The 20,902-nt window shown below is 66.2% G+C and carries 24 protein-coding genes; 17 read left to right on the top strand and 7 right to left on the bottom strand.

The window, feature by feature from the left end:
• Nucleotides 1-23: 23 nt before the first annotated feature.
• On the bottom strand, nt 24-611 hold the full coding sequence (locus EV678_RS06375) for a superoxide dismutase (RefSeq protein WP_130458889.1): 588 nt from the start codon (nt 609-611) through the stop codon (nt 24-26).
• A 102-nt stretch (nt 612-713) separates the two neighbouring features.
• Complete coding sequence (gene xseA, locus EV678_RS06370) at nt 714-2,114, bottom strand: exodeoxyribonuclease VII large subunit (protein WP_130458888.1); 1,401 nt, start codon at nt 2,112-2,114, stop codon at nt 714-716.
• A 397-nt stretch (nt 2,115-2,511) separates the two neighbouring features.
• Here xseA and EV678_RS06365 point away from each other — a divergent pair, with 397 nt between their 5' ends.
• The 8 genes from EV678_RS06365 (at nt 2,512) to EV678_RS06330 (ending at nt 9,846) form a co-directional block, all read left to right on the top strand.
• A complete protein-coding gene (locus EV678_RS06365) occupies nt 2,512-3,117 on the top strand; it encodes a MotA/TolQ/ExbB proton channel family protein (RefSeq protein WP_014238279.1) in 606 nt (201 codons plus the stop codon).
• A gap of 14 nt (nt 3,118-3,131) precedes the next feature.
• Nucleotides 3,132-3,551 (top strand): ExbD/TolR family protein, encoded by a 420-nt coding sequence (locus EV678_RS06360; RefSeq protein ID WP_014238278.1) that lies wholly within the window; start codon nt 3,132-3,134, stop codon nt 3,549-3,551.
• 3 nt (nt 3,552-3,554) lie between these two features.
• Nucleotides 3,555-4,646, top strand: a complete 1,092-nt coding sequence (lpxK, locus tag EV678_RS06355) for a tetraacyldisaccharide 4'-kinase (protein ID WP_207222196.1) — start codon at nt 3,555-3,557, stop codon at nt 4,644-4,646.
• Nucleotides 4,597-4,773, top strand: coding sequence for a Trm112 family protein (locus EV678_RS06350; protein ID WP_014238276.1), 177 nt, complete (start codon nt 4,597-4,599; stop codon nt 4,771-4,773). Before lpxK ends, EV678_RS06350 begins: the two co-directional genes overlap by 50 nt.
• 20 nt (nt 4,774-4,793) lie before the next feature.
• Nucleotides 4,794-5,573, top strand: a complete 780-nt coding sequence (gene kdsB / locus EV678_RS06345) for a 3-deoxy-manno-octulosonate cytidylyltransferase (RefSeq protein WP_130458887.1) — start codon at nt 4,794-4,796, stop codon at nt 5,571-5,573.
• 148 nt (nt 5,574-5,721) lie between these two features.
• Complete coding sequence (gene adk, locus EV678_RS06340; protein WP_014238274.1) at nt 5,722-6,375, top strand: adenylate kinase; 654 nt, start codon at nt 5,722-5,724, stop codon at nt 6,373-6,375.
• 16 nt (nt 6,376-6,391) lie between these two features.
• The gene (locus tag EV678_RS06335; protein WP_130458886.1) at nt 6,392-7,660 is read left to right on the top strand and encodes a 6-phosphofructokinase; all 1,269 of its coding nucleotides are present in this window, start codon (nt 6,392-6,394) and stop codon (nt 7,658-7,660) included.
• 116 nt (nt 7,661-7,776) lie between these two features.
• Complete coding sequence (locus tag EV678_RS06330; RefSeq protein ID WP_014238272.1) at nt 7,777-9,846, top strand: sodium-translocating pyrophosphatase; 2,070 nt, start codon at nt 7,777-7,779, stop codon at nt 9,844-9,846.
• Between the two features lie 65 nt (nt 9,847-9,911).
• Here the strand turns inward: EV678_RS06330 and EV678_RS06325 are convergent, their stop codons facing one another.
• Nucleotides 9,912-10,682, bottom strand: a complete 771-nt coding sequence (locus EV678_RS06325; RefSeq protein WP_130458885.1) for an SDR family oxidoreductase — start codon at nt 10,680-10,682, stop codon at nt 9,912-9,914.
• A gap of 138 nt (nt 10,683-10,820) precedes the next feature.
• Here EV678_RS06325 and EV678_RS06320 point away from each other — a divergent pair, with 138 nt between their 5' ends.
• The gene (locus EV678_RS06320) at nt 10,821-11,213 is read left to right on the top strand and encodes a cupin domain-containing protein (RefSeq protein WP_014238270.1); all 393 of its coding nucleotides are present in this window, start codon (nt 10,821-10,823) and stop codon (nt 11,211-11,213) included.
• 2 nt (nt 11,214-11,215) lie between these two features.
• Entirely contained in the window at nt 11,216-12,361 is a 1,146-nt protein-coding gene (locus EV678_RS06315) for a MalY/PatB family protein (RefSeq protein ID WP_130458884.1), read from the top strand.
• Here EV678_RS06315 and EV678_RS06310 read toward each other — a convergent pair.
• Entirely contained in the window at nt 12,351-12,980 is a 630-nt protein-coding gene (locus EV678_RS06310) for a YbhB/YbcL family Raf kinase inhibitor-like protein (RefSeq protein WP_130458883.1), read from the bottom strand. The two genes, EV678_RS06315 and EV678_RS06310, sit on opposite strands and share 11 nt — an antisense overlap.
• 35 nt (nt 12,981-13,015) lie before the next feature.
• Nucleotides 13,016-14,560 carry a murein biosynthesis integral membrane protein MurJ gene (gene murJ / locus EV678_RS06305; RefSeq protein WP_130458882.1) on the bottom strand — a complete coding sequence of 515 codons (1,545 nt, stop codon included), beginning with the start codon at nt 14,558-14,560 and terminating at the stop codon, nt 13,016-13,018.
• A gap of 171 nt (nt 14,561-14,731) precedes the next feature.
• Here murJ and rpsT point away from each other — a divergent pair, with 171 nt between their 5' ends.
• Nucleotides 14,732-14,998 carry a 30S ribosomal protein S20 gene (gene rpsT / locus EV678_RS06300; protein WP_014238266.1) on the top strand — a complete coding sequence of 89 codons (267 nt, stop codon included), beginning with the start codon at nt 14,732-14,734 and terminating at the stop codon, nt 14,996-14,998.
• Between the two features lie 146 nt (nt 14,999-15,144).
• On the opposite strand, the gene EV678_RS06295 is transcribed toward rpsT, so the two are convergent.
• Complete coding sequence (locus EV678_RS06295; RefSeq protein WP_130458881.1) at nt 15,145-15,438, bottom strand: DUF3579 domain-containing protein; 294 nt, start codon at nt 15,436-15,438, stop codon at nt 15,145-15,147.
• Between the two features lie 290 nt (nt 15,439-15,728).
• Here EV678_RS06295 and EV678_RS06290 point away from each other — a divergent pair, with 290 nt between their 5' ends.
• Complete coding sequence (locus tag EV678_RS06290; RefSeq protein ID WP_014238264.1) at nt 15,729-15,947, top strand: hypothetical protein; 219 nt, start codon at nt 15,729-15,731, stop codon at nt 15,945-15,947.
• A 48-nt stretch (nt 15,948-15,995) separates the two neighbouring features.
• On the opposite strand, the gene EV678_RS06285 is transcribed toward EV678_RS06290, so the two are convergent.
• Nucleotides 15,996-16,760 carry a ParA family protein gene (locus EV678_RS06285; protein WP_130458880.1) on the bottom strand — a complete coding sequence of 255 codons (765 nt, stop codon included), beginning with the start codon at nt 16,758-16,760 and terminating at the stop codon, nt 15,996-15,998.
• 214 nt (nt 16,761-16,974) lie between these two features.
• On the opposite strand from EV678_RS06285, the gene EV678_RS06280 reads away from it, so the two are divergent.
• Genes EV678_RS06280 through ppnP form a run of 5 tightly spaced genes read left to right on the top strand, consistent with a single transcriptional unit; the run spans nt 16,975 to nt 20,891 of the window.
• Nucleotides 16,975-18,147: an aspartate aminotransferase family protein gene (locus tag EV678_RS06280; RefSeq protein ID WP_130458879.1), complete on the top strand. Its 1,173-nt coding sequence runs from the start codon at nt 16,975-16,977 to the stop codon at nt 18,145-18,147.
• Nucleotides 18,148-18,171: 24 nt separating this feature from the next.
• Nucleotides 18,172-19,095: an ornithine carbamoyltransferase gene (gene argF, locus EV678_RS06275; protein ID WP_014238261.1), complete on the top strand. Its 924-nt coding sequence runs from the start codon at nt 18,172-18,174 to the stop codon at nt 19,093-19,095.
• A gap of 18 nt (nt 19,096-19,113) precedes the next feature.
• The gene (locus EV678_RS06270; protein WP_130458878.1) at nt 19,114-20,343 is read left to right on the top strand and encodes an argininosuccinate synthase; all 1,230 of its coding nucleotides are present in this window, start codon (nt 19,114-19,116) and stop codon (nt 20,341-20,343) included.
• Nucleotides 20,344-20,355: 12 nt separating this feature from the next.
• Entirely contained in the window at nt 20,356-20,577 is a 222-nt protein-coding gene (locus EV678_RS06265) for a DUF2788 domain-containing protein (RefSeq protein ID WP_014238259.1), read from the top strand.
• Nucleotides 20,577-20,891, top strand: coding sequence for a pyrimidine/purine nucleoside phosphorylase (ppnP, locus tag EV678_RS06260; protein ID WP_014238258.1), 315 nt, complete (start codon nt 20,577-20,579; stop codon nt 20,889-20,891). The genes EV678_RS06265 and ppnP overlap by 1 nt, the downstream gene beginning before the upstream one ends.
• The last annotated feature ends 11 nt before the right edge of the window (nt 20,892-20,902 follow it).

Genomic DNA, 20,902 nt, shown 5'->3' with positions numbered 1-20,902 from the left:
CGTTTTGCGGCCAGATCAGGTGATCAGGCGAAGTTCTGGGCAGCGAAGTCCCAGTTGGCCAGGGAGGCCAGGAAGGTCTCGACGAACTTGGGACGGGCGTTGCGGTAGTCGATGTAGTAGGCGTGTTCCCACACGTCGATGGTCAGCAGGGGCTTGCCTTCGCCGGTCTTCAGGGGGTTGCCGGCGGCGCCGGTGTTGACGATGTCCACGGAGCCGTCGTCCTTCTTCACCAGCCAGGTCCAGCCGGAACCGAAGTTGCCCACGGCGGAGGCGGTGAAGGCCTTCTTGAACTCGTCGAAGGAACCCCACTTCTTGTTGATGGCGTCAGCCAGGGCGCCAGCAGGAGCGCCGCCGCCGGCGGGCTTCATGGAGCTCCAGAAGAAAGTGTGGTTCCACACCTGGGCGGCGTTGTTGTAGATGCCGCCGGCGGGAGCCTTCTTGAAGATTTCTTCCAGACCCAGGTTCTCGTACTCGGTGCCCTTGATCAGGTTGTTCAGGTTGGTCACGTAGGCCTGGTGGTGCTTGCCGTAGTGGTAGTCGAAGGTTTCTTCGGAAATGTGGGGAGCCAGGGCGTTCTTGGCGTAGGGCAGGGCGGGCAGTTGATGTTCCATCTTATTCTCCGTTTAGTAGGCGGGTTGGTTGGGGTAACCGTCAATTCTAGACAGTCGCAGCACCACAGACAACGCAAGTCGGCGGCGGTTCCCCGGGATTGTTCAGTTCGCTCCGGCGGCGCTGTCGGATTCGCCCCGCACTTCCACCTGGCGTTCGCCCCGGTGCAGGCGCAGGGTCAGGCGCTGGCCCGCCGCCAGTGACCCGGCATCGTGGACCGCCTGGCCCTGCTGGTCGAAGGCGATGGCATAGCCCCGGGACAGCACGGCCTCCGGATTGAGGTGGGTGAGGCCGGCGGCGAGGCGTTCCAGCTGGCCGCGGCGGGTCTGCAGGGCGCGCTGCTGGGCGTTGGCCAGGCGGCGCTGCAGGGCTTCCAGGCGGGCGGCCTGGGCCCCCGGCTGGGGCCGGGCCAGGCGCAGGCGCTGGCGGGCCCGCTCCAGATCGAAGCCGGCCCGTTCCAGGCGGCGGCCCAGGGCGTGTTGCAGGCGCTGGCCCAGGGCATGGAGATTCTGCTGCTGCAGGGCCAGGCGTTCGGCCGGGTGCTTGAGGCGGCGGGCGGTCCAGTCCAGGCGCTGCTGGGCTTCCTCCAGGCGGCGGTGCATGCGGCGGGAGAACTGGCCGGCGAGGCGTTGCAGGTGGTCGCGCAGCGCATCCCGGTCCGGGCTGGCCAGTTCGGCGGCGGCCGTGGGGGTGGGGGCGCGCAGGTCGGCGGCGAAGTCGGCGATGGTGAAGTCGGTCTCGTGGCCGACGCCGCTGACCACGGGCATGGGGCAGGCGGCGATGGCCCGGGCCACGCCCTCGTCGTTGAAGGCCCACAGGTCCTCGATGCTGCCGCCGCCGCGCACCACCAGCAGCACCTGGCATTCCCGGCGGCTGGCGGCGGTCTCGATGGCGGCGGCGATCTGGTGCGGCGCTTCCTCGCCCTGGACCAGGGTGGGGTACAGCACCACCTTCACATGGGGCGCCCGCCGCGCCAGGGTGGTCAGCACATCGCGCAGGGCGGCGGCCTGGGGGCTGGTGACGATGCCCAGGGTGCGCGGATGGGCGGGCAGGGGGCGCTTGCGCTCGGCAGCGAAGAGGCCTTCCGCCTCCAGCTTGGCCTTGAGCCGCAGGAAGCGTTCGTAGAGGTCGCCCTGGCCGGCCCGGCGCATGCCTTCCACATTGAGCTGGAAGTCGCCCCGGGGCTCGTAGAGAGAGACCAGCACCCGGGCCTCCACCTGGAGGCCGTTCTCCAGGCGGAAGCCCAGGGTCTGGGCCTTGTTGCGGAACATGACGCAACGCACCTGGGCCTGGGGGTCCTTGAGGGAGAAATAGGCGTGGCCGGAGGCGGCCACGGTCAGGTTGGAGATTTCGCCGCTGACCCAGCACAGGGGAAAGGCGGATTCCAGCCGCTGCCGGGCCAGGCGGTTGAGGCTGCTGACGCTGATCACTTCCCGGCCGCCGTCGGCGGCAAAGGGCTCCTGGCGGGCGGGGGAATAGGCGGGACGGGCAGGGTAGTCGGGCATGGGCGCCATTTTACGTCAGCCGGCCCGCCGCCGAGCCGGGGGGAACGGCGGAAAAATATCCCTTGCCTGTTGTGGATTTATCTTATCTCTATGTTTTTAAATGAATTGTTGTGGAGTGCCCCTTTTTGCGGCAGAGCAAGAAAAACCCTTGTCCCAGCCCGACTTAGACAATTTGATGACAGGCTATCCACAAAGTTATCCACAGGTTTTGTGGATAAGCCGGGATAAGCCCGCCCAGCGCCTGCCATGCCGGTGGAAAATTCCTCCGGGATGCCGGGCCCGGGGCGGGCCGGGCAAAGGGACGGTCCGGCCGGGCTGCCGCCGGGCGGGCGGGACTTGCCCGAAGCATGAGGGGCAGGCTAAAGTTGCGGGCTTAAAAAGACCCTTCGGAGGTTCCGTGTTCGCCATCATCCAGGCTGCTGGCTGGCCCATCTGGCCCCTGCTGTTCGCATCCATCATCGCCCTTGCCCTCATCATCGAACGTCTGGTGGCCCTGCGCCGCAGCAAGGTGGCTCCCGAAGGATTGCTGGCCCGGGTCGTCGGCGAAGTGCGCCAGGGAACCGTCAATGAAGCCGCCATCAACGCCCTGGAGCAGGGTTCGCCCCTGGGCCGGGTGCTGGCCGCCGGCCTGCGCAACGTCAAGAGCAGCCGCGAAGTGATGAAGGAATCCATCGAGGAAGCCGGCCGCGGCGTCACCCACGAGCTGGAGCGCTACCTCACCACCCTCGGCACCATCGCCTCCATCAGCCCCCTGATGGGCCTCTTCGGCACCGTCGTCGGCATGATCGAGATCTTCGGCTCCCAGGCGCCCACCGGCGCCAACCCCATGCAGCTGGCCCACGGCATTTCCATCGCCCTCTACAACACCGGCTTCGGCCTGGTGATCGCCATTCCCGCCATGATCTTCTGGCGCCACTTCCGCGCCCTGGTGGACAGCTTCGTCATCGAGATGGAGCAGCAGGCGGTGAAGCTGGTGGAAGTGGTCCACGGCGAACGTAACTGAGCGGGCGCCCGATCATGCAATTCCGTCAAGGCCGCCACCGGGAGGAGCCGGAGATCAACCTGATTCCGTTGATCGACGTGCTCCTGGTGATCATCATCTTCCTCATGCTCACCACCACCTACGCCAAGTTCTCCGGCCTGGAAATCAATCTGCCCACCGCCGATTCCTCCCAGAATCCGGAGCAGCCCCAGGAAGTCAGTGTGGCCGTCACCGCCAGCGGCCAGGTGCTGGTCAACAAGTCGCCCCTGAGCACGCCCGACGTGCCGGTCATCGCCGAGGCCCTGCGCCGGGCCGCCGGTAGCCAGAAGGACCCGGTCATCGTCATCAATGCGGACGCCAAGGCCACCCACCAGAGCGTGGTGGACGTGATGCAGGCGGCCCAGAGCGCCGGCTATCCCCGCATCTCCTTCGCCACCCAGGCGCCCCAGAAATAAGGCATGGCCCTAGGCCCGCGACTGCAGAAGTTCTGGTTTCGCGGCGCCTTGCCGCGCCGGGGCGATGGCGCCCCGGCCTGGTTCGACACCCTGCTGTTCAACCTGCTGACTCCCATCTCCTGGCTGTTCCGGGGCCTGACGGCCCTGCGCCGCCTGGCCTTCCGCCACGGCTGGCTGGGGTCGGCGCGCCTGCCGGTGCCCGTGGTGGTGGTGGGCAACATCATCGTCGGCGGTGCCGGCAAAACTCCCCTGACCCTCTATCTGGCCCGGCAGCTGCGGGCTGCCGGCCTGCGTCCGGGCATCGTCAGCCGCGGCTACGGTAGCGCCCAGGAAGGCGTGGCGGCCGTCAGCCCCGAGGCGACGCCCGCACAGGTGGGCGACGAGCCCCTGCTGCTGGCCCGGGAAAGCGGCTGTCCGGTATGGATCGGCCGGGACCGGGCGGCGGCGGCCCGGGCCCTGCTGGCGGCATCCCCCGATTGCAACCTGATCCTCTGCGACGACGGCCTGCAGCACTACCGCCTGGCCCGGGACGTGGAAATCGCCGTGTGCGACGTGCGCGGCCTGGGCAACGGCCGCCTGCTGCCGGTGGGCCCCCTGCGGGAGCCGCGGCAGCGTCTGGCCCAGGTGGATGCGGTGGTGGGCAACGGCATGGCCGCCGAACTGCTTTTCTCCGCCAAGGCGGCGACGCCGCCCCTGTTCCGCATGGACCTGCGGCCCGCATCGTTCCATGGCCTGCAGGACCCGTCCCGGCAATGCAGCGCCGCCGACCTGGCCGGCAAGCGGCTCTACGCCGTGGCCGGCATCGGCCATCCCCAGCGCTTTTTCCGCACCCTGGCCGAACTGGGGCTGACGGTGGAGGCCCGGGCCTTTCCCGACCACCACGCCTACAACGCTGCCGACCTGGCCTTCGCCCGGGACGGCGTGCTCCTTACCACCGCCAAGGATGGGGTAAAATGCGCGGCCATCTACGGGGGCGAAGCCTGGGTGTTGCCGGTGGACGCCCAGCTGACCCCCGACCTATCCGCTTTTGTTCTGGAGAAAATCAATGGACGCACGGTTGCTGGACATCCTGGTCTGCCCGGTGTGCAAGAGTAGTCTGGAGTACCGCAAGGAGCAGAAGGAACTGGTCTGCAAGCCCTGCAAGCTGGCCTTCCCGGTGCGGGACGACATTCCCATCATGCTCGAGGAAGAAGCCCGCACCCTGGGCCAGGACGAAAACTGAGCCCTGCCCGGAATCCCGCCATGCAACGCTTCAAGGTCGTCATTCCCGCCCGCTACGCTTCCTCCCGCCTGCCGGCCAAGCCCCTGCTGGACCTGGGCGGCAAGCCCATGGTGGTGCGGGTGGCGGAACGGGCGGCCCTTTCCGGCGCCGAGGAAATCTGGGTGGCGACCGACCACCGGGAGGTGGAGGCGGCCTGCCGGGCCCACGGCCTCAATGTGCTGCTGACCCGGGACGACCATCCCACCGGCACCGACCGGCTGGCCGAAGTGGTGGCCCTGCGGGGCTGGAGCGACGACACCCTGGTGGTCAATGTGCAGGGCGACGAGCCCCTCATCGAGCCGGAACTGATTTCCGCCACGGCGAACCGCCTGGCCGAGAGCGGGGCCGACATCGCCACCGTGGGCCACGGCCTGTCCGAGGCCGCCGATTTCTTCAATCCCAATATCGTCAAGCTGGTGTGCAAGGCCGACGGCGACGCCCTGTATTTCTCCCGGGCGCCTATCCCCTACGCCCGGGACCATTTCGCCCGGGAAGGCGGCGGTGAAACCCTGCCGACGGACTTCCCCGCCTACCGCCACATCGGCCTCTACGCTTACCGGGCCGCCTTCCTCAAGGCCTACTCCGGTCTGGCCGTCTCGCCCCTGGAGCAGTTCGAATGCCTGGAGCAGCTGCGGGCCCTGTGGCACGGCTACCGCATCAGCGTGGCCATTTCCGACAGCCTGCCGGCCCCCGGCGTGGATACCCCGGAAGATGCGGTGCGCATGCGCAAATGGTTTGACCGAGAAGGAATTTCCGAGTAATTTTCGCTCCTTAAAAAGAGGGGTGAACACAACCCCAGCGGCTTCCCCAAGGCCGCCGCCAGAACAGCGCCAGACCTGTACAAAAACATAAATTCAATCAACGCACTTCTGACTGACATCACGTCATCGCACACATTCCGAGGACTCCATGCGACTGATTCTCCTCGGCGCTCCCGGCGCCGGTAAGGGCACCCAGGCCCAATTCATCCGCGAAAAATTCGGCATCCCCCAGATTTCCACCGGCGACATGCTGCGTGCCGCCGTCAAGGCCGGTACCCCCCTGGGCATCGAAGCCAAGAAGGTGATGGACGCCGGCGGCCTGGTTTCCGACGACATCATCATCGGTCTGGTGAAGGACCGCCTGCAGCAGGACGACTGCAAGGCCGGCTACCTGTTCGACGGTTTCCCCCGCACCATTCCCCAGGCCGAAGCCATGAAGGCTGCCGGCGTGGCCATCGACTTCGTGCTGGAAATCGACGTGCCCGACAGCGACATCATTTCCCGCATGAGCGGCCGTCGCGTGCATGTGGCCTCCGGCCGCACCTACCACGTCACCTTCAACCCGCCCAAGGTGGCCGGCAAGGACGACGAGACCGGTGAAGACCTGATCCAGCGCGACGACGACAAGGAAGAAACCGTCAAGAAGCGCCTGGACGTGTATCACTCCCAGACCAAGCCCCTGGTGGATTACTACGGCAAGTGGGCCGCCACCGGCGACGCCAACGCCCCCAAGTACCGCAAGATCGCCGGCGTCGGTTCCGTGGAAGACATCAAGAACGCGGCTTTCGCAGCGCTGAAGTAAGGGGAGGCGGATCACCATGGCGGTGAAAAACGCCTTCTACGCCCAGTCCGGCGGGCCCACCGCCGTGATCAACGCCTCCGCCTGCGCCGTCATCGAGACGGCGCGGGCCCATCCGGACAAAATCGGCAAGGTCTTCGCCGGGCGCAACGGCATCGTCGGCGCCCTCACCGAAGACCTGATCGACACCAGCCTGGAGTCCCCCGCGGACATCGCCCGGCTGCGCACCACCCCGGGAGCCGCCTTCGGCTCCTGCCGCTACAAACTCAAGTCCATCGAAGAGCACCGGGCCCAGTACGAGCGCCTGATCGAGGTCTGCCGCGCCCACGATATCGGCTATTTCTTCTACAACGGTGGCAACGATTCCATGGACACCGCCTGGAAGGTTTCCCAGCTGTCCGAGAAGATGGGCCACCCGCTGATCTGCGTCGGCGTACCGAAGACGGTGGACAACGATCTGCCTCTCACCGACTGCTGCCCGGGCTTCGGCTCCGTGGCCAAGTATGTCGCCACCTCCATCCGCGAAGCGGGGCTGGACGTGGCCTCCATGGCCCGCACTTCCACCAAGATTTTCGTCCTCGAAGTCATGGGCCGCCATGCCGGCTGGATCACCGCCGCCTGCGGCCTGGCTTCCGGCAGCGGGGCCGATTCCGGCCAGCCGCCCCACATCCTGCTGTTCCCCGAAGTGCCCTTCGACGAGGCCGCCTTCCTGGCCCGGGTGCAGCAGTGCGTAGACCGCTACGACTATTGCACCATCGCCGTCTCCGAAGGCCTGAAGACGGCCGACGGCAAGTTCGTTTCCGAGCAGGGCGGCAAGGATGCCTTCGGCCATTCCCAACTGGGCGGCGCCGGCCAGTGGATCGCCCAGCTGATCAAGGACAAGTTGGGCCACAAGTACCACTGGGCCCTGGCCGACTACCTGCAGCGGGCCGCCCGTCACATCGCCTCCAAGACCGATGCCGACCAGGCCTATGCCCTGGGCAAGGCGGCGGTGGAGCTGGCCGTGGCCGGACGCAATGCGGTGATGCCCACCGTGCAGCGCCTCGCCGACGCGCCCTACCGCTGGGAAGTGGGCGTGGCCGAACTGAAGGACGTGGCTAATGTGGAACGCAAGATGCCGGCGGATTTCATCAGCGCCGACGGTTTCCACATCACCGACAAGTGCCGTGCCTACCTGGCGCCCCTGATCGAAGGGGAGGACTATCCGCCCTACCGGCACGGCCTGCCCGATTACGTCAGTCTGAAGAATATTGCCGTGCCCCGGCAGCTGGGAGAGTTCAAGGTGTAAGACCCAGCATCGCCCCGGCGCGGCAGGAAAGGTTTGTTTCTCTGTAGCAAACCGGACCGTAAGGACGGACCATCGCCCGAACGGCCTGAGCTTTACCACTATCTAGGAGGGAGTTCATGTCATCAGGTCTGTTGTTAGCGCTAGTGTGTGCGGTGCTGGCGGTGCTTTACGGCGCCATCTCCAGCAAGTGGATCCTCGGCCTGCCCGCCGGTAACGAGCGGATGCAGGAAATCGCCAAGGCCATCCAGCAGGGGGCATCCGCCTATCTCAACCGGCAATACACCACCATCGGCATCGTCGGTGCGGTGCTGTTCGTCGTCATCGGCATTTTCCTCGCCTGGAGCACCGCCATCGGTTTCCTCATCGGTGCCGTGCTCTCCGGTGCCACCGGCTTCATCGGCATGAACGTCTCGGTGCGGGCCAACGTGCGCACCGCCGAGGCTGCCCGGGGCGGCATCGCCCCGGCCCTGGACGTGGCCTTCAAGGGCGGCGCCATCACCGGCATGCTGGTGGTGGGCCTGGCGCTCCTGGGGGTGGCCGGCTACTACGCCGTGCTCAAGGCCGGCGCTGCGCCCGGCACGGAAATCCACCACATCGTCGAGCCTCTGGTGGGCCTGGCCTTCGGCGGCTCCCTCATCTCCATCTTTGCCCGTCTCGGTGGCGGCATTTTCACCAAGGGCGCCGACGTGGGCGCCGACCTGGTGGGCAAGGTGGAAGCCGGGATTCCCGAAGATGACCCGCGCAACCCCGCCGTGATCGCCGACAACGTGGGCGACAACGTGGGCGACTGCGCCGGCATGGCGGCCGACCTGTTCGAGACCTACGCCGTGACCGTGGTGGCCACCATGGTGCTGAGCGCCCTCATGCTCAAGGGCGTGCCGGCGGCCAACGACAACCTGGTGGTCTATCCCCTGGCCCTGGGCGGCGTCTCCATCATCGCCTCCATCATCGGCTGCTTCTTCGTCAAGACCACGGAAGGCGGCAAGATCATGGCCGCCCTCTACCGCGGCCTGGCGGTGGCAGGCGTGCTGGCCCTGATCGCCTTCTACCCGGTCACCACCTGGATGCTGCCGGAAGGCGTGCCCCTGGCGGACGGCAAGGTCATCGGCGTCAATGCCATCTTCGGCGCCTCCGTCGTCGGCCTGGTGCTGACCGCGGTACTGGTGTGGATCACCGAGTACTACACGGGCACCGACTATGCGCCGGTGAAGCACGTGGCCTCGGCCTCCCAGACCGGCCATGCGACCAACATCATCGCCGGCCTGGGGGTGTCCATGAAGTCCACGGCCCTGCCGGTGCTCTCGGTGTGCGTGGCCATCCTGGTCTCCTACGGCCTGGCCGGCCTCTACGGCATCGCCATCGCCGCCACCTCCATGCTCTCCATGACCGGCATCGTCGTCGCCCTGGACGCCTACGGCCCCATCACGGACAACGCCGGCGGCATCGCCGAAATGGCCGAGCTGCCCGACTCCGTGCGCGGTGTCACCGATCCCCTGGATGCGGTGGGCAACACCACCAAGGCCGTGACCAAGGGCTACGCCATCGGTTCCGCCGGCCTCGCCGCCCTGGTGCTGTTCGCCGACTACACCCACGCCCTGGAGACGGCAGGCCTCAAGCTTTCCTTCGACCTTTCCGACCACATGGTGATCGTCGGCCTCTTCATCGGCGGCCTGATCCCCTACCTGTTCGGCGCCATGGCCATGGAGGCCGTGGGCCGGGCTGCCGGTTCGGTGGTGGAGGAGGTGCGGCGCCAGTTCCGCGAAGTGAAGGGCATCATGGAAGGCACGGCCAAGCCCGATTACTCCCGGGCGGTGGACATGCTGACCAAGTCCGCCATCAAGGAAATGATCATTCCCTCCATCCTGCCCGTGGCAGTGCCGGTGCTGGTGGGCCTCTTCCTCGGTCCCAAGGCCCTGGGCGGAGTGCTCATGGGTACCATCGTCACCGGTCTCTTCGTCGCCATCTCCATGACCACCGGCGGCGGTGCCTGGGATAACGCCAAGAAGTACATCGAGGATGGCCACTTCGGCGGCAAGGGGTCCGACACCCACAAGGCAGCCGTCACCGGCGATACCGTGGGCGACCCCTACAAGGACACCGCCGGCCCGGCGGTGAATCCCCTGATCAAGATCATCAACATCGTGGCCCTGCTGATCGTGCCCCTGGTGGTGAAACTGATGGCCTGAGGCTTTCCTCCGGCAAGCAAAAGGCGGCTGCGGCCGCCTTTTTTCATGGTCGTTCCGGCGGCGGACTAGCGGCCGCCGGCCACGTCCAGGATGGTGCCGGTGGTGTAGGAGGCGTCCTCCGACAGCAGCCAGAGGATGGCCTTGGCCACTTCCTCCGGTGTGCCGCCCCGCTGCATGGGAATGCCCGTTCGCAGCCGTTCCACCCGGCCCGGCTCGCCGCCGCTGGAATGGATGTCGGTGTCGATGAGGCCGGGGGCCACCGCATTGACGCGGATGCCTTCTGTCGCCACCTCCCGGGCCAGACCCAGGGTGAGGGTGTCGATGGCGGCCTTGGAGGCGGCGTAGTCCACGTATTCCCCGGCCGCGCCCAGGCGGGCGGCGCGGGAGGAAAGATTGACGATGGCGCCGCCGTGGCCGCCATGGCGGGTGGACAGGCGGCGCACCGCTTCCCGGCAGCAGAGGAAGGTGCCGATGACGTTGGTGGCGAAGATGCGCTGCAGGCGATCCCCGTCCATGTCCTCGACCCGGGTCTGGTGCTCCAGGATGCCGGCGTTGTTGACCAGGGCCGTGAGGGGGCCGAAACGCTGTTCCGCCGCGGCGAAGAGGGCCCGGATTTCCTCTTCACGGCTGATGTCGGCCTGGAAAGCCAATATCGGCGCGCCTTCCCGGCCACTATCCCGGCCGCTCTCCCGGGTCACTTCCGCCACCAGCTGTTGCGCCGCCGCCGCATCCTGGCGGTAGCTGAAGCACACCGCGTAGCCGGCCCGGGCCGCCAGGCGCACGGTGGCGGCACCGATGCCGCGGGAACCGCCGGTGATGAGGAGGGTCTTGTGCATGGGCTGACTCCTTGTGTCATGGGGCGGCTATCGCCCCGCCGGCCCAGCTTAGCGGGCCGGACCGGCGGCGTCCATGGGCGTTTCCCCGGGGGGCGGGTCTGTGGCAGCATGCTTCCTCCGCCACGCCCGACTGCCGCCATGAGCCCTGTCTTTCATACCGCCCGCGCCGACATTCCCGCCTACCGCACCAAGGACGGCTCGGAAATCCGCGAACTGATGCATCCCGACGTCCACGGCAACCGCCAGCAGAGCCTGGCCGAGGCCACGGTGCCGCCGGGAACGCGCACCCTGTTGCACCGGCACCGCCTGAGCGAGGAGCTGTATCACGTCACCGCCGGCCACGGCGTCATGACCCTGGGGGAGCGGCGTTTCCTCATCGCCGTCGGCGATACCGTGCATATCGCCCCGGGCACCGCCCATGCCCTGGAGAACAGCGGCGACCAGCCCCTGGTGGTGCTGTGCGCCTGCAGCCCGGCCTACCGCCACGACGATACGGAACTGCTGGAAGCGGAAGCGGGGAGCGGCGTCTGACCATGGCCTTCGATTTCGATACCCCGGTGGAGCGCCGGGGCAGCGACAGCTTCAAGTGGGGCCGCTACGCCGGCCGGGACGTGCTGCCCCTGTGGGTGGCCGATATGGATTTCGCGGCACCGCCGGCGGTGCTGGAAGCCCTGCGGCAGCGGGTGGATCACGGCGTCTTCGGTTACGGCGGGGCCACGCCCGAGGTGACCGGGAGCGTGCTGCAGGCCCTGGCCCGGGATTACGGCTGGCAGGTGCAGGCCGAGTGGCTGGTGTGGCTGCCCGGCCTGGTCACCGGTCTCAACGTGGCCTGCCGGGGGCTGGCGGAGCCGGGGGAAACGGTGCTCTCGGCAGTGCCCGTCTATCCGCCCTTCCTCTCCGCTCCGGCCCTGTCGGAGCGGCGCCTGGCCACGGTGCCGCTGCACTGCCGGGAGGGGCGCTGGTGCTGGGACTTCGCTGCCCTGGAAGCGGCGCTGCAGGCCGATCCCCGGCCGTCCCTGCTGCTCCTCTGCCATCCCCACAATCCGGTGGGCCGGGCCTGGAGCCGGAGCGAACTGGAGACGGTGGCAGAGCTGTGCGGACGTTACGACGTGCTGGTCTGCTCCGACGAAATCCACGCCGACCTGCAACTGGAGCCCGGCGCCCGCCACCTGCCTTTCGCCTGCCTCGACGCCGAAGCCGCCCGGCGCAGCGTCACCCTCATGGCGCCCTCCAAGACCTACAACATCCCGGGGCTGTCCTGCGCCTTCGCGGTGATTCCCGACGGCACCATCCGTCGCCGCTTCACCCGGGCCATGGCGGGCATCGTGCCCCACGTCAATGTGCTGGGACTGGCCGCCTGCGGTGCCGCCTACGCCCGCGGCGAGCCGTGGCGCGAGGCCCTGCTGGCCTATCTGCGGCAGAATCGGGAGCGGGTGGTGCAGGCGGTGGCCGGCTGGCCGGGGCTGGAGATGGTGGCGCCGGAAGCCACCTATCTGGCCTGGATCGATGCGCGGCAGAGCGGTCTGAAGGAGCCGGCCCGGGCCTTCGAGGCCGCCGGCGTGGGGCTGTCGGACGGCCGGGAGTTCGGCGCTCCCGGTTTTGTCCGTCTCAATTTCGGCTGCCCCGGGACCACCCTGGAGGCAGCCCTGGAGCGCATGGGGCGGCTGCTCAGGCCTTGAGGGCAGGGTTGAGGCTGTAGGTGCCGGTCAGCTGGGCCTGGGCCAGGATGTGGCCCTCCATGGCCTGGCGCAGGTCGGCGCCGCTGAAGCGGCCCGTCACCGGCAGCTGTTCCACGTCCAGGGCGTAGATGGTGAATACGTAGCGGTGCCGCAGGGCATCGTTCCAGGGCGGGCAGGGGCCGTCGTAGCCGTAGTAGTCGCCGCTCATGTCGCCGTCGCCGGCGAACCAGCCGGTGTAATCGTTGATGCCGTGGCGGCTGCCTTCCAGGCTGGCGGGGCCGGGCTTGCCCCGGGGCGTCACTTCGCTGCAGAACTCGCCGGCCCGGATTTCCCGGCGCATGGCGGAGATGTCCGTCAGCACCCAATGGAAGAAATCCACCCGGGGCAGGTCGGCCGGCACGCTGCGGCCTTCCTGGTTCACGTCGTCGCCTGCGGACGGCACGTCGGGATCGTGGCAGATGAGGGCGAAGGAGCGGGTGCCGATGGGCACGTCGCTCCAGCGGAGGTGGGGGTTGTGGTTACCCCCGAGGCAAACGTGGTGCTGAGCGTGGGGGATACAGAAAGCGAATTCCCCGGGAATCGGCTGGCCGTCGCTGAAGCTCTTGCTTTCCAGTTTCACGTTGCACTCCTCCTTGAAAAGTGCCGGTCGTCGGACTATTCCGCGGCCCGGCGTTTGAAGTCCCTCATTCTAAAGCCAAGCGCATAAAGGGTGGCGAAGTAGGCGAAGATGCCGCCGGCCACCAGGGCTCCCAGATGCCACAGGCGTTGCAGGGTGGAATAGAGCAGCCAGTCTGCCTCCCGACTCATGCCCAGCCACAGGGCGGTGCCGAGTACCGCCAGGGCCGCCAGCAGCTTCAGCAGGAACGGCAGCCAGCCCGCCTGGGGCCGGTAGATGTCGTGCCGGCGCAGGCCCTGATAAAGCAGGAAGGCGTTGAGGCAGGCGGCCAGGCCGATGGAAAGGGCCAGGCCGGCATGACCCAGGTCGAGGAGAACGACGAAGAGCAGGTTCATGGCCTGGGTGGCGCAGAGGGAGGCCAGGGCGATCTTCACCGGGGTGCGGATGTTCTGCCGGGCGTAGAAGCCGGGTGCCAGGACCTTGACCAGGATCAGGCCGGTGAGGCCCACGGCGTAGGCTGACAGGGCGTCCCGGGTGTGGAACACGTCGGCGCCGGTGAAGGCGCCGTGGTGGAAGAGGGTGGCGATCAGGGGCACGCCCAGGATGGCCAGGGCCAGGGCTGCCGGCAGGGTCAGCAGCAGGCACAGACGCAGGCCCCAGTCGAGCAGGCGGGCATAGTCCTCACCCTTGCCGTCGGCATGGTACTTGGCCAGGGAAGGCAGGAGGATGGTGCCGAGGGCGGCGCCCAGCAGGCCGGAGGGGAATTCCATGAGCCGGTCGGCGTAGTAGAGCCAGGAGACGGAGCCGCTCTGCAGGAAGGAGGCGAACACGGTGTTGATGAGCAGGCTCACCTGGCTGACCGAGACGCCCAGCACCGCCGGGGCCATCAGGCGCAGGATGCGGCGCACCCCCTCGTCCTTCCAGTCGAAGCGGAAGCGGGGCAGCATGCCGATGCGGCGCAGGGCCGGCAGTTGCAGTCCCAGTTGCAACACGCCGCCGACAAAGACGGCCCAGCCCAGCACCAGGGCCGGCTGGTCGAACCAGGGCGTGGCGAAGAGGGCCAGGGCGATGAAGCTGACATTGAGCAGTACCGGCGTGAAGGCCGGCAGGGCAAAGCGGCTCCAGGTGTTGAGGATGCCCCCCGACAGGGCCACCAGGGACATGAACAATATGTAGGGGAAGGTGATGCGGGTCAGGGTCACCGTCAGTTCGAACTTTTCCGCCTCGGCGGCAAAGCCGGGGGCGGAGATGTAGACCAGGATGGGGGCGCCGGCAACGCCGAGGGCGGTGACCAGGGTCAGGATGAGGAAGAGCAGGGTGGCGACCCGGTCCACCAGGTGGCGGGCCTCTTCCTCGCCGCGGCGATTCTTGTATTCCCCCAGGATGGGGACGAAGGCCTGGGAGAAGGCGCCCTCGGCAAAGAGGCGGCGCAGCAGGTTGGGCAGCTTGAAGGCGACGAAGAAGGCGTCGGTGGCCAGGCCGGCGCCGAAGGCCCGGGCGATGACGAAGTCCCGGACGAAGCCGAGCAGGCGGGAGAGCAGGGTCATGCCGCTGACGGTGACTAGGGCGCGAAGCAGATTCATAGACGGGAAGCGTGGGGCCGGGGTGCCGGCGGCGTGGCGAAGGCGCTATATTAGCCCGTCCCCGGGCCGCGGGCGGGGCGAAAAGGTCAATTGCATGTAGTGCTTGCCTTTTTTCTGGCGAACCGGTAAACTCGCGCCCTTTCGATTAACCCCCGTTTTCAGGAAGAATTCATGGCCAACAGCGCTCAAGCCCGCAAACGCGCGCGCCAGTCCGAGAAGCAACGCGCTCACAATGCCAGCCTGCGCTCCACGCTGCGTACGGCTATCAAGCGCGTCCAGAAGGCCGTTCTGGCCGGCGACAAGGCTGCCGCACAAACCGTATTCCAGCAATCCGTCGCCGTTCTGGACCGTATTGCCGACAAGAAAATCATCCACAAGAACAAGGCCTCCCGTCACAAGAGCCGCCTGTCCGCTGCGATCAAGGCCCTGGCTGCCTGATCTCCCGGTCTCCGGATGGAAAAAACGGCACCTGCGGGTGCCGTTTTTGTTTTCTGGCTCCCGGGGAGCCGGTATTCGTGGTCTTGCTGGTGTCGGGTGTGGTGTAAGCGTGCTTCGGCGGCGGGATGCCGGCCGATATCGGAGCGTCAGTTGTGGGGGCGTTCCACGCCTTCGACGACCTGCAGTTCGTTGTCGTTGGCAAAGTTGAGCATGAACTTGTAGGCCATGGGTTCGAGGCGGCCCAGTTGGGCGTCCACGAACACGGCTTTTTCGCCCTGGAAGGTACAGGGGCCGACGAAGGGGGAGTATTTCATCTTCTTTTCGGCGCCAAAGGCAGACATGACGCCGCACAGGCGTTCAGCCCAGTCGCTGGGGCGAAATTTTCGCCCCTCCCGGGTCAGGCCGACAATGATGAAGTTGGGGGCTGCGTCTGTTGTCATGTCTCCACGTATTCTTATCGACTCGCCGGTGCCTTGTGGGTACCGGTCGGGGTGGTGTGGATGTCGGGATGATGTCCGACTGCATCGGCGGGGAGGCTCCTCCGTGCGCCGCGAAGCATTCTAGCAGAAATGCCGCATTCGTCGTCGCTGGCGGCGGGCGGATTTTCCCGGGAACGGGTGTCGGCAGGTTTTGCTTTCGAGAATGTCCAATGAAATTATGGTAGTGCGTTGCATAGTTAAATGTCTGTGCATATACTGCATCCCATCCCATTGAATTAAAGGGGGTCGTCGTGACGCCCGTCTTTTTCACCAAGTTCAGTTTCCGCATCCGCACCCGTACCGGTGCGGTGGTGGATCATCTGACCATTCAGGGACGCGATGAGGGTGAAGCCCAGCGCAAGCTGCGCCAGATGTACCGGGACTGCGAGGTGCTGGAGGCCCGCCGTCTGGCGGTGACCGGCCGGGCCGGGGCCAGTTTCGAGGAGGTGGTGGATTTGCTGTCCGGTTGAGCGGACGGTATTCCGGTAACAAAGGGCGCTGCGGCGCCCTTTTGCATTTCAGAGGAAGTTGCTGCCCCGCAGTTCGTCATGCAGGGCCAGGTAGTCCTGGGCGCCGTTGCTGGCAAAGGCGTGGGTGAACACGTCCTGGTTGAGGGAGGGGCTTTCGGCGACCGCCACGTTCTCGGAGATGGCGGTGCGGCAGACCTCGTCGCCGAAGGCGGCGCAGAGGCGCTGGCGGATGTCCTCGCTCATGCGCCGGCGCCTGTCGAAACGGGTGAGTACGTAGCGCCGCGCCACGCGCCGCTTCAGCACCGGCTCCAGGATGTCCAGGGTGCGGGCCATGTGGAAGGCGGCCTGGAGCGAGAGAAAGTCGGTGGAGACGGGGATCAGCACCCGTTCCACGGCAAAGATGGCGTTGAGGGCCAGGACGCCCACATAGGGACAGCAGTCGATCAGGGTGACCCGTTCGCCCTTGCTCTCTTCCAGGTGGTTGAGCCCCAGGCGCAGCTTGTTGAGGATGGTGGGGCCCTTGCCGTAGATGGAGTCCACCTTGATCAGCTGCTGGTGCGAGGGGATCAGGGTGCCGATCTCCGGCCAGGGCAGTTCAAGGTCGCCCAGGGGGCGGTTGTCCTGGTAGAAGGAATATAGGGTGTGCTCCACCTGGTTGGGGGCGCCGCCGTGGATGCTGGAGAGGTGTCCCTGGGGGTCCAGGTCCAGGAGCAGGGGTGGGCGGTTGTGGCGGATGCTGGCGGCGGCAAGGTTGAGGGTGGTGGTCGTCTTGCCGACGCCGCCTTTCTGGTTGAAGATCGCCAGCCGGGGCATGTTGGAGTCCTGTTCGGTCTAGGTTTTACGGCACTCTCGGGCCGGGTGTCGCCTATACAAGGCGGCGTTTTTCGCTTAGTATTCAACCTTTAGCAACCCCGTATTTCTGGGCTTTTCACTACAGCACAGCACCGGGTACGGGGGCGCCACGGCGGCGGCACTGGCCGCCGTTTGTCATTCTCGCGCCCCTCGCCCGTCACTTCAAGGCAAGGTCATGCCCCACCTGATGAATACCTACGCCCGCCTGCCGGTGGCTTTCAGCCATGGCGAGGGGAACCGGATCTACGATACCGACGGCAAGTGTTATCTGGACGCCCTGTCCGGCATCGCCGTCAATACCCTGGGTCACAACCATCCCAAGCTGGTCAATGCCATCGCCAGCCAGGCGGCTCGGGTGCTGCACACCTCCAATCTATACCGGATTCCCCTGCAGGAGGAGCTTGCCGATCGTCTGGCCGGGCTTTCCCGCATGGAAGAGGTCTTTTTCTGCAACTCCGGTTGCGAAGCCAACGAGGCTGCCATCAAGCTGGCCCGCTTCTTCGGTCATCAGAAGGGCGTCGATGCGCCGGTCATCATCGTCATGGAAAAGGCCTTCCACGGCCGCACCCTGGCGACCCTGTCGGCCACCGGCAACCGCAAGGCCCAGGCCGGCTTCGAGCCCCTGGTCTCCGGTTTCGTGCGGGTGCCGTACAACGATCTGGACGCCATCCGCGCCGCCGCCGAGCTGAATCCCAATGTGGTGGCCGTGCTGCTGGAAATGGTGCAGGGCGAAGGTGGCATCCATGTGGCTGACCCCGAATTCCAGCGTGGCCTGCGCAGTCTGTGCGACGAGAAGGACTGGCTGCTGATGTGCGACGAAGTGCAGTGCGGCATGGGCCGTACCGGCACCTGGTTCGGCTTCCAGCACGCCGGCATCCTGCCCGACGTGGCCACCCTGGCCAAAGGCCTGGGCTCCGGTGTGCCCATCGGCGCCTGCATGACCGCCGGCAAGGCTGCCGGCCTGTTCAAGCCGGGCAACCACGGCTCCACCTTCGGCGGCAATCCGCTGGCCTGTGCCGCGGCCCTGACCACCATCGCCTGCATCGAGGAAGAAAAGCTGCGGGAAAACGCCGTGGCCCAGGGCGAGGCCATCCGGTGCGGGCTCAGCGAAGCCCTGGCCGGTGTCAGCGGCCTGGTGGAGATTCGCGGCAAGGGCCTGATGCTGGGCATCGAGCTGGACCGCCCCTGCGGCGAACTGGTGGCCAAGGGCCTGGAGGCCGGCCTGCTGATCAACGTCACCGCCGAGAAGGTGGTGCGCCTGTTGCCTGCATTGACTTTCAGCGCGGCGGATACCCAGGAGCTGGTGCAGCGCCTGGCCGCCCTGATCAAGGAGTTCCTGACGGCCTGAGGCAGTCGGGGAGGGGAGACCACTATGTCGTCAATCAAGCATTTTCTGCAGTTCAAGGATTTCACCCGGGAAGAGTTCGACTACCTGTTCGCGCGCACCCGCTGGATCAAGGACCAGTTCAAGAACTACAAGCAGTACTGGCCCCTGACCGACCGCACCCTGGTGATGATTTTCGAGAAGGCCAGCACCCGTACCCGCCTCTCCTTCGAGGCCGGCATGCAGCAGCTGGGCGGTTCCGCCATCTACCTCAACACCCGCGATTCCCAGCTGGGCCGCGGCGAACCGGTGGAAGATGCGGCCCAGGTCATCTCCCGCATGAGCGACATCGTCATGATCCGCACCTTCGAGCAGGAGATCATCGAGCGCTTCGCTGCCAACTCCCGGGTGCCGGTGATCAACGGCCTGACCAACGAATACCACCCGTGCCAGATCATGGCCGACATCTTCACCTACATCGAGCACCGGGGCCCCATCCAGGGCAAGACCGTGGCCTGGATCGGCGATTCCAACAATGTCTGCAACACCTGGCTGCAGGCGGCCGAAGTGCTGGACTTCAACGTCCACGTCTCCACGCCCCCGGGCTACGAGGTGGAAGCGGAACGGGCGGGCCTCTACGGCACCGCCAATTTCGAGCAATTTAGCGATCCCATGGAAGCGGCCAAGGGGGCCGACATTGTCACCACCGACGTGTGGACCTCCATGGGTTTCGAAGCTGAAAACGAGGAACGCCTGAAGGACTTCGCCGACTGGCAGGTCGATGGCGACATGATGCGTATCGCCAAGTCCGACGCCATTTTCCTCCATTGCCTGCCGGCCCACCGTGGCGAGGAAGTGACCGCCGAAGTGATCGACGGTCCCCAGTCCGCAGTCTGGGATGAGGCGGAGAACCGGCTGCACACCCAGAAGGCCCTGATGGAGTATCTGCTCCTGGGCCGCGTCAATTCTTAATCTTTGCAGGGAAGCATCATGAGCGACATCAAGAAAGTGGTTCTCGCCTACTCCGGCGGCCTCGACACCTCCGTCATCCTCAAGTGGCTGCAGGATACCTACCAGTGCGAAGTGGTGACCTTCACCGCCGACCTGGGCCAGGGCGAGGAACTGGAACCGGCCCGCACCAAGGCCCTGAAGTTCGGCATCAAGCCCGAGAACATTTTCATCGACGACCTGCGCGAAGAGTTCGTGCGCGACTTCGTCTTCCCCATGTTCCGCGCCAACACCGTCTATGAAGGCGAGTACCTGCTGGGCACCTCCATCGCCCGCCCCCTGATCGCCAAGCGCCTGATCGAGATCACCAACCTGACCGGTGCCGATGCCATCTCCCACGGCGCCACCGGCAAGGGCAACGACCAGGTGCGCTTCGAGCTGGGCGCCTACGCCCTCAAGCCCGGCGTCAAGGTCATCGCCCCCTGGCGCGAATGGGACCTGCTGTCCCGCGAGAAGCTGCTGGCCTATGCCGAGCAGCACGGCATCCCTGTGGAAATGAAGCACAAGCAGGGCGGTTCTCCCTACTCCATGGACGCCAACCTGCTGCACATCTCCTACGAAGGCCGTCACCTGGAGAACCCCGCCGCCGAGGCCGAGGAAGACATGTGGCGCTGGACCGTCTCCCCGGAGAACGCTCCCGATGCCGCCGAATACCTGGATCTGGAATTCGTCCAGGGCGACCTGGTGGCCATCAACGGCCAGAAGATGAAGGCCCACGAACTGCTGGCCAAGCTCAACGAGCTGGGCGGCAAGCACGGCATCGGCCGCCTGGACCTGGTGGAAAACCGCTACGTCGGCATGAAGTCCCGCGGCTGCTATGAAACCCCGGGGGGCACCATCCTGCTGCGCGCCCACCGCGCCATCGAATCCATCACCCTGGACCGGGAAGTCGCCCACCTCAAGGACGACCTCATGCCCCGCTACGCCAGCCTGGTGTACAACGGCTACTGGTGGGCGCCCGAGCGCAAGGCCCTGCAGACCCTGATCGACCACACCCAGCAGACCGTGAACGGTACCGTTCGCCTCAAGCTGTACAAGGGCAACGTCATTGTCGTGGGCCGCGATTCCAAGACCGACTCCCTGTTCGACCCGACCATCGCCACCTTCGAGGACGATGCTGGCGCCTACGACCAGAAGGATGCGGGCGGCTTCATCAAGCTCAACGCCCTGCGCATGCGCATCGCCGCCAACCTGAAGGCACGCAAGGGTTAAGCGGAGGGTTTGGTGGAAAGCACCCTCTTCGGCTTTACGGAAGCCCAGATCTCCGAATTCGGCGTCACTTTCGGGATCGGGGCTTTCATCCTCTACATGCTGTTCATCATCGGCGAGCTGGCCTACAAGTCCAAGGCCGGCAAGGTCGGTACCTTCGTCCTGTTTTTCGTGCTGTCTCTGGGGATGCTCGGCTTCATCTCCAAGACCTTCATCCAGAAATTGTGGGGAATCTGATGTCTCAATTCGATAATGTTTCCGTGGTCAAGGCTGCCAACGTCTACTTCGACGGCAAGTGCGTCAGCCACACCGTGATTTTCGCCGACGGCTCCAAGAAGACCGTGGGCGTGATCCTGCCCGCCAGCCTGACCTTCAACACCGGCGCTCCCGAAGTCATGGAAACCGTGGCCGGTGCCTGCCGCTATCGCCTCAAGGGCGAGACGGAATGGAAGACTTCCGGTGCCGGTGAGTCCTTTAATGTGCCGGGAAATTCCAGCTTTGACATCGAAGTGACCGGCGAGCCCTACCACTACGTCTGCTACTTCGGTTAAGCGAGGATCGT

It is taken from the genome of Azospira oryzae, assembly GCF_004217225.1.
In the GTDB taxonomy this organism is placed as follows: domain Bacteria; phylum Pseudomonadota; class Gammaproteobacteria; order Burkholderiales; family Rhodocyclaceae; genus Azospira; species Azospira oryzae.
This window is presented reverse-complemented; position numbering and strand designations above follow the sequence as displayed.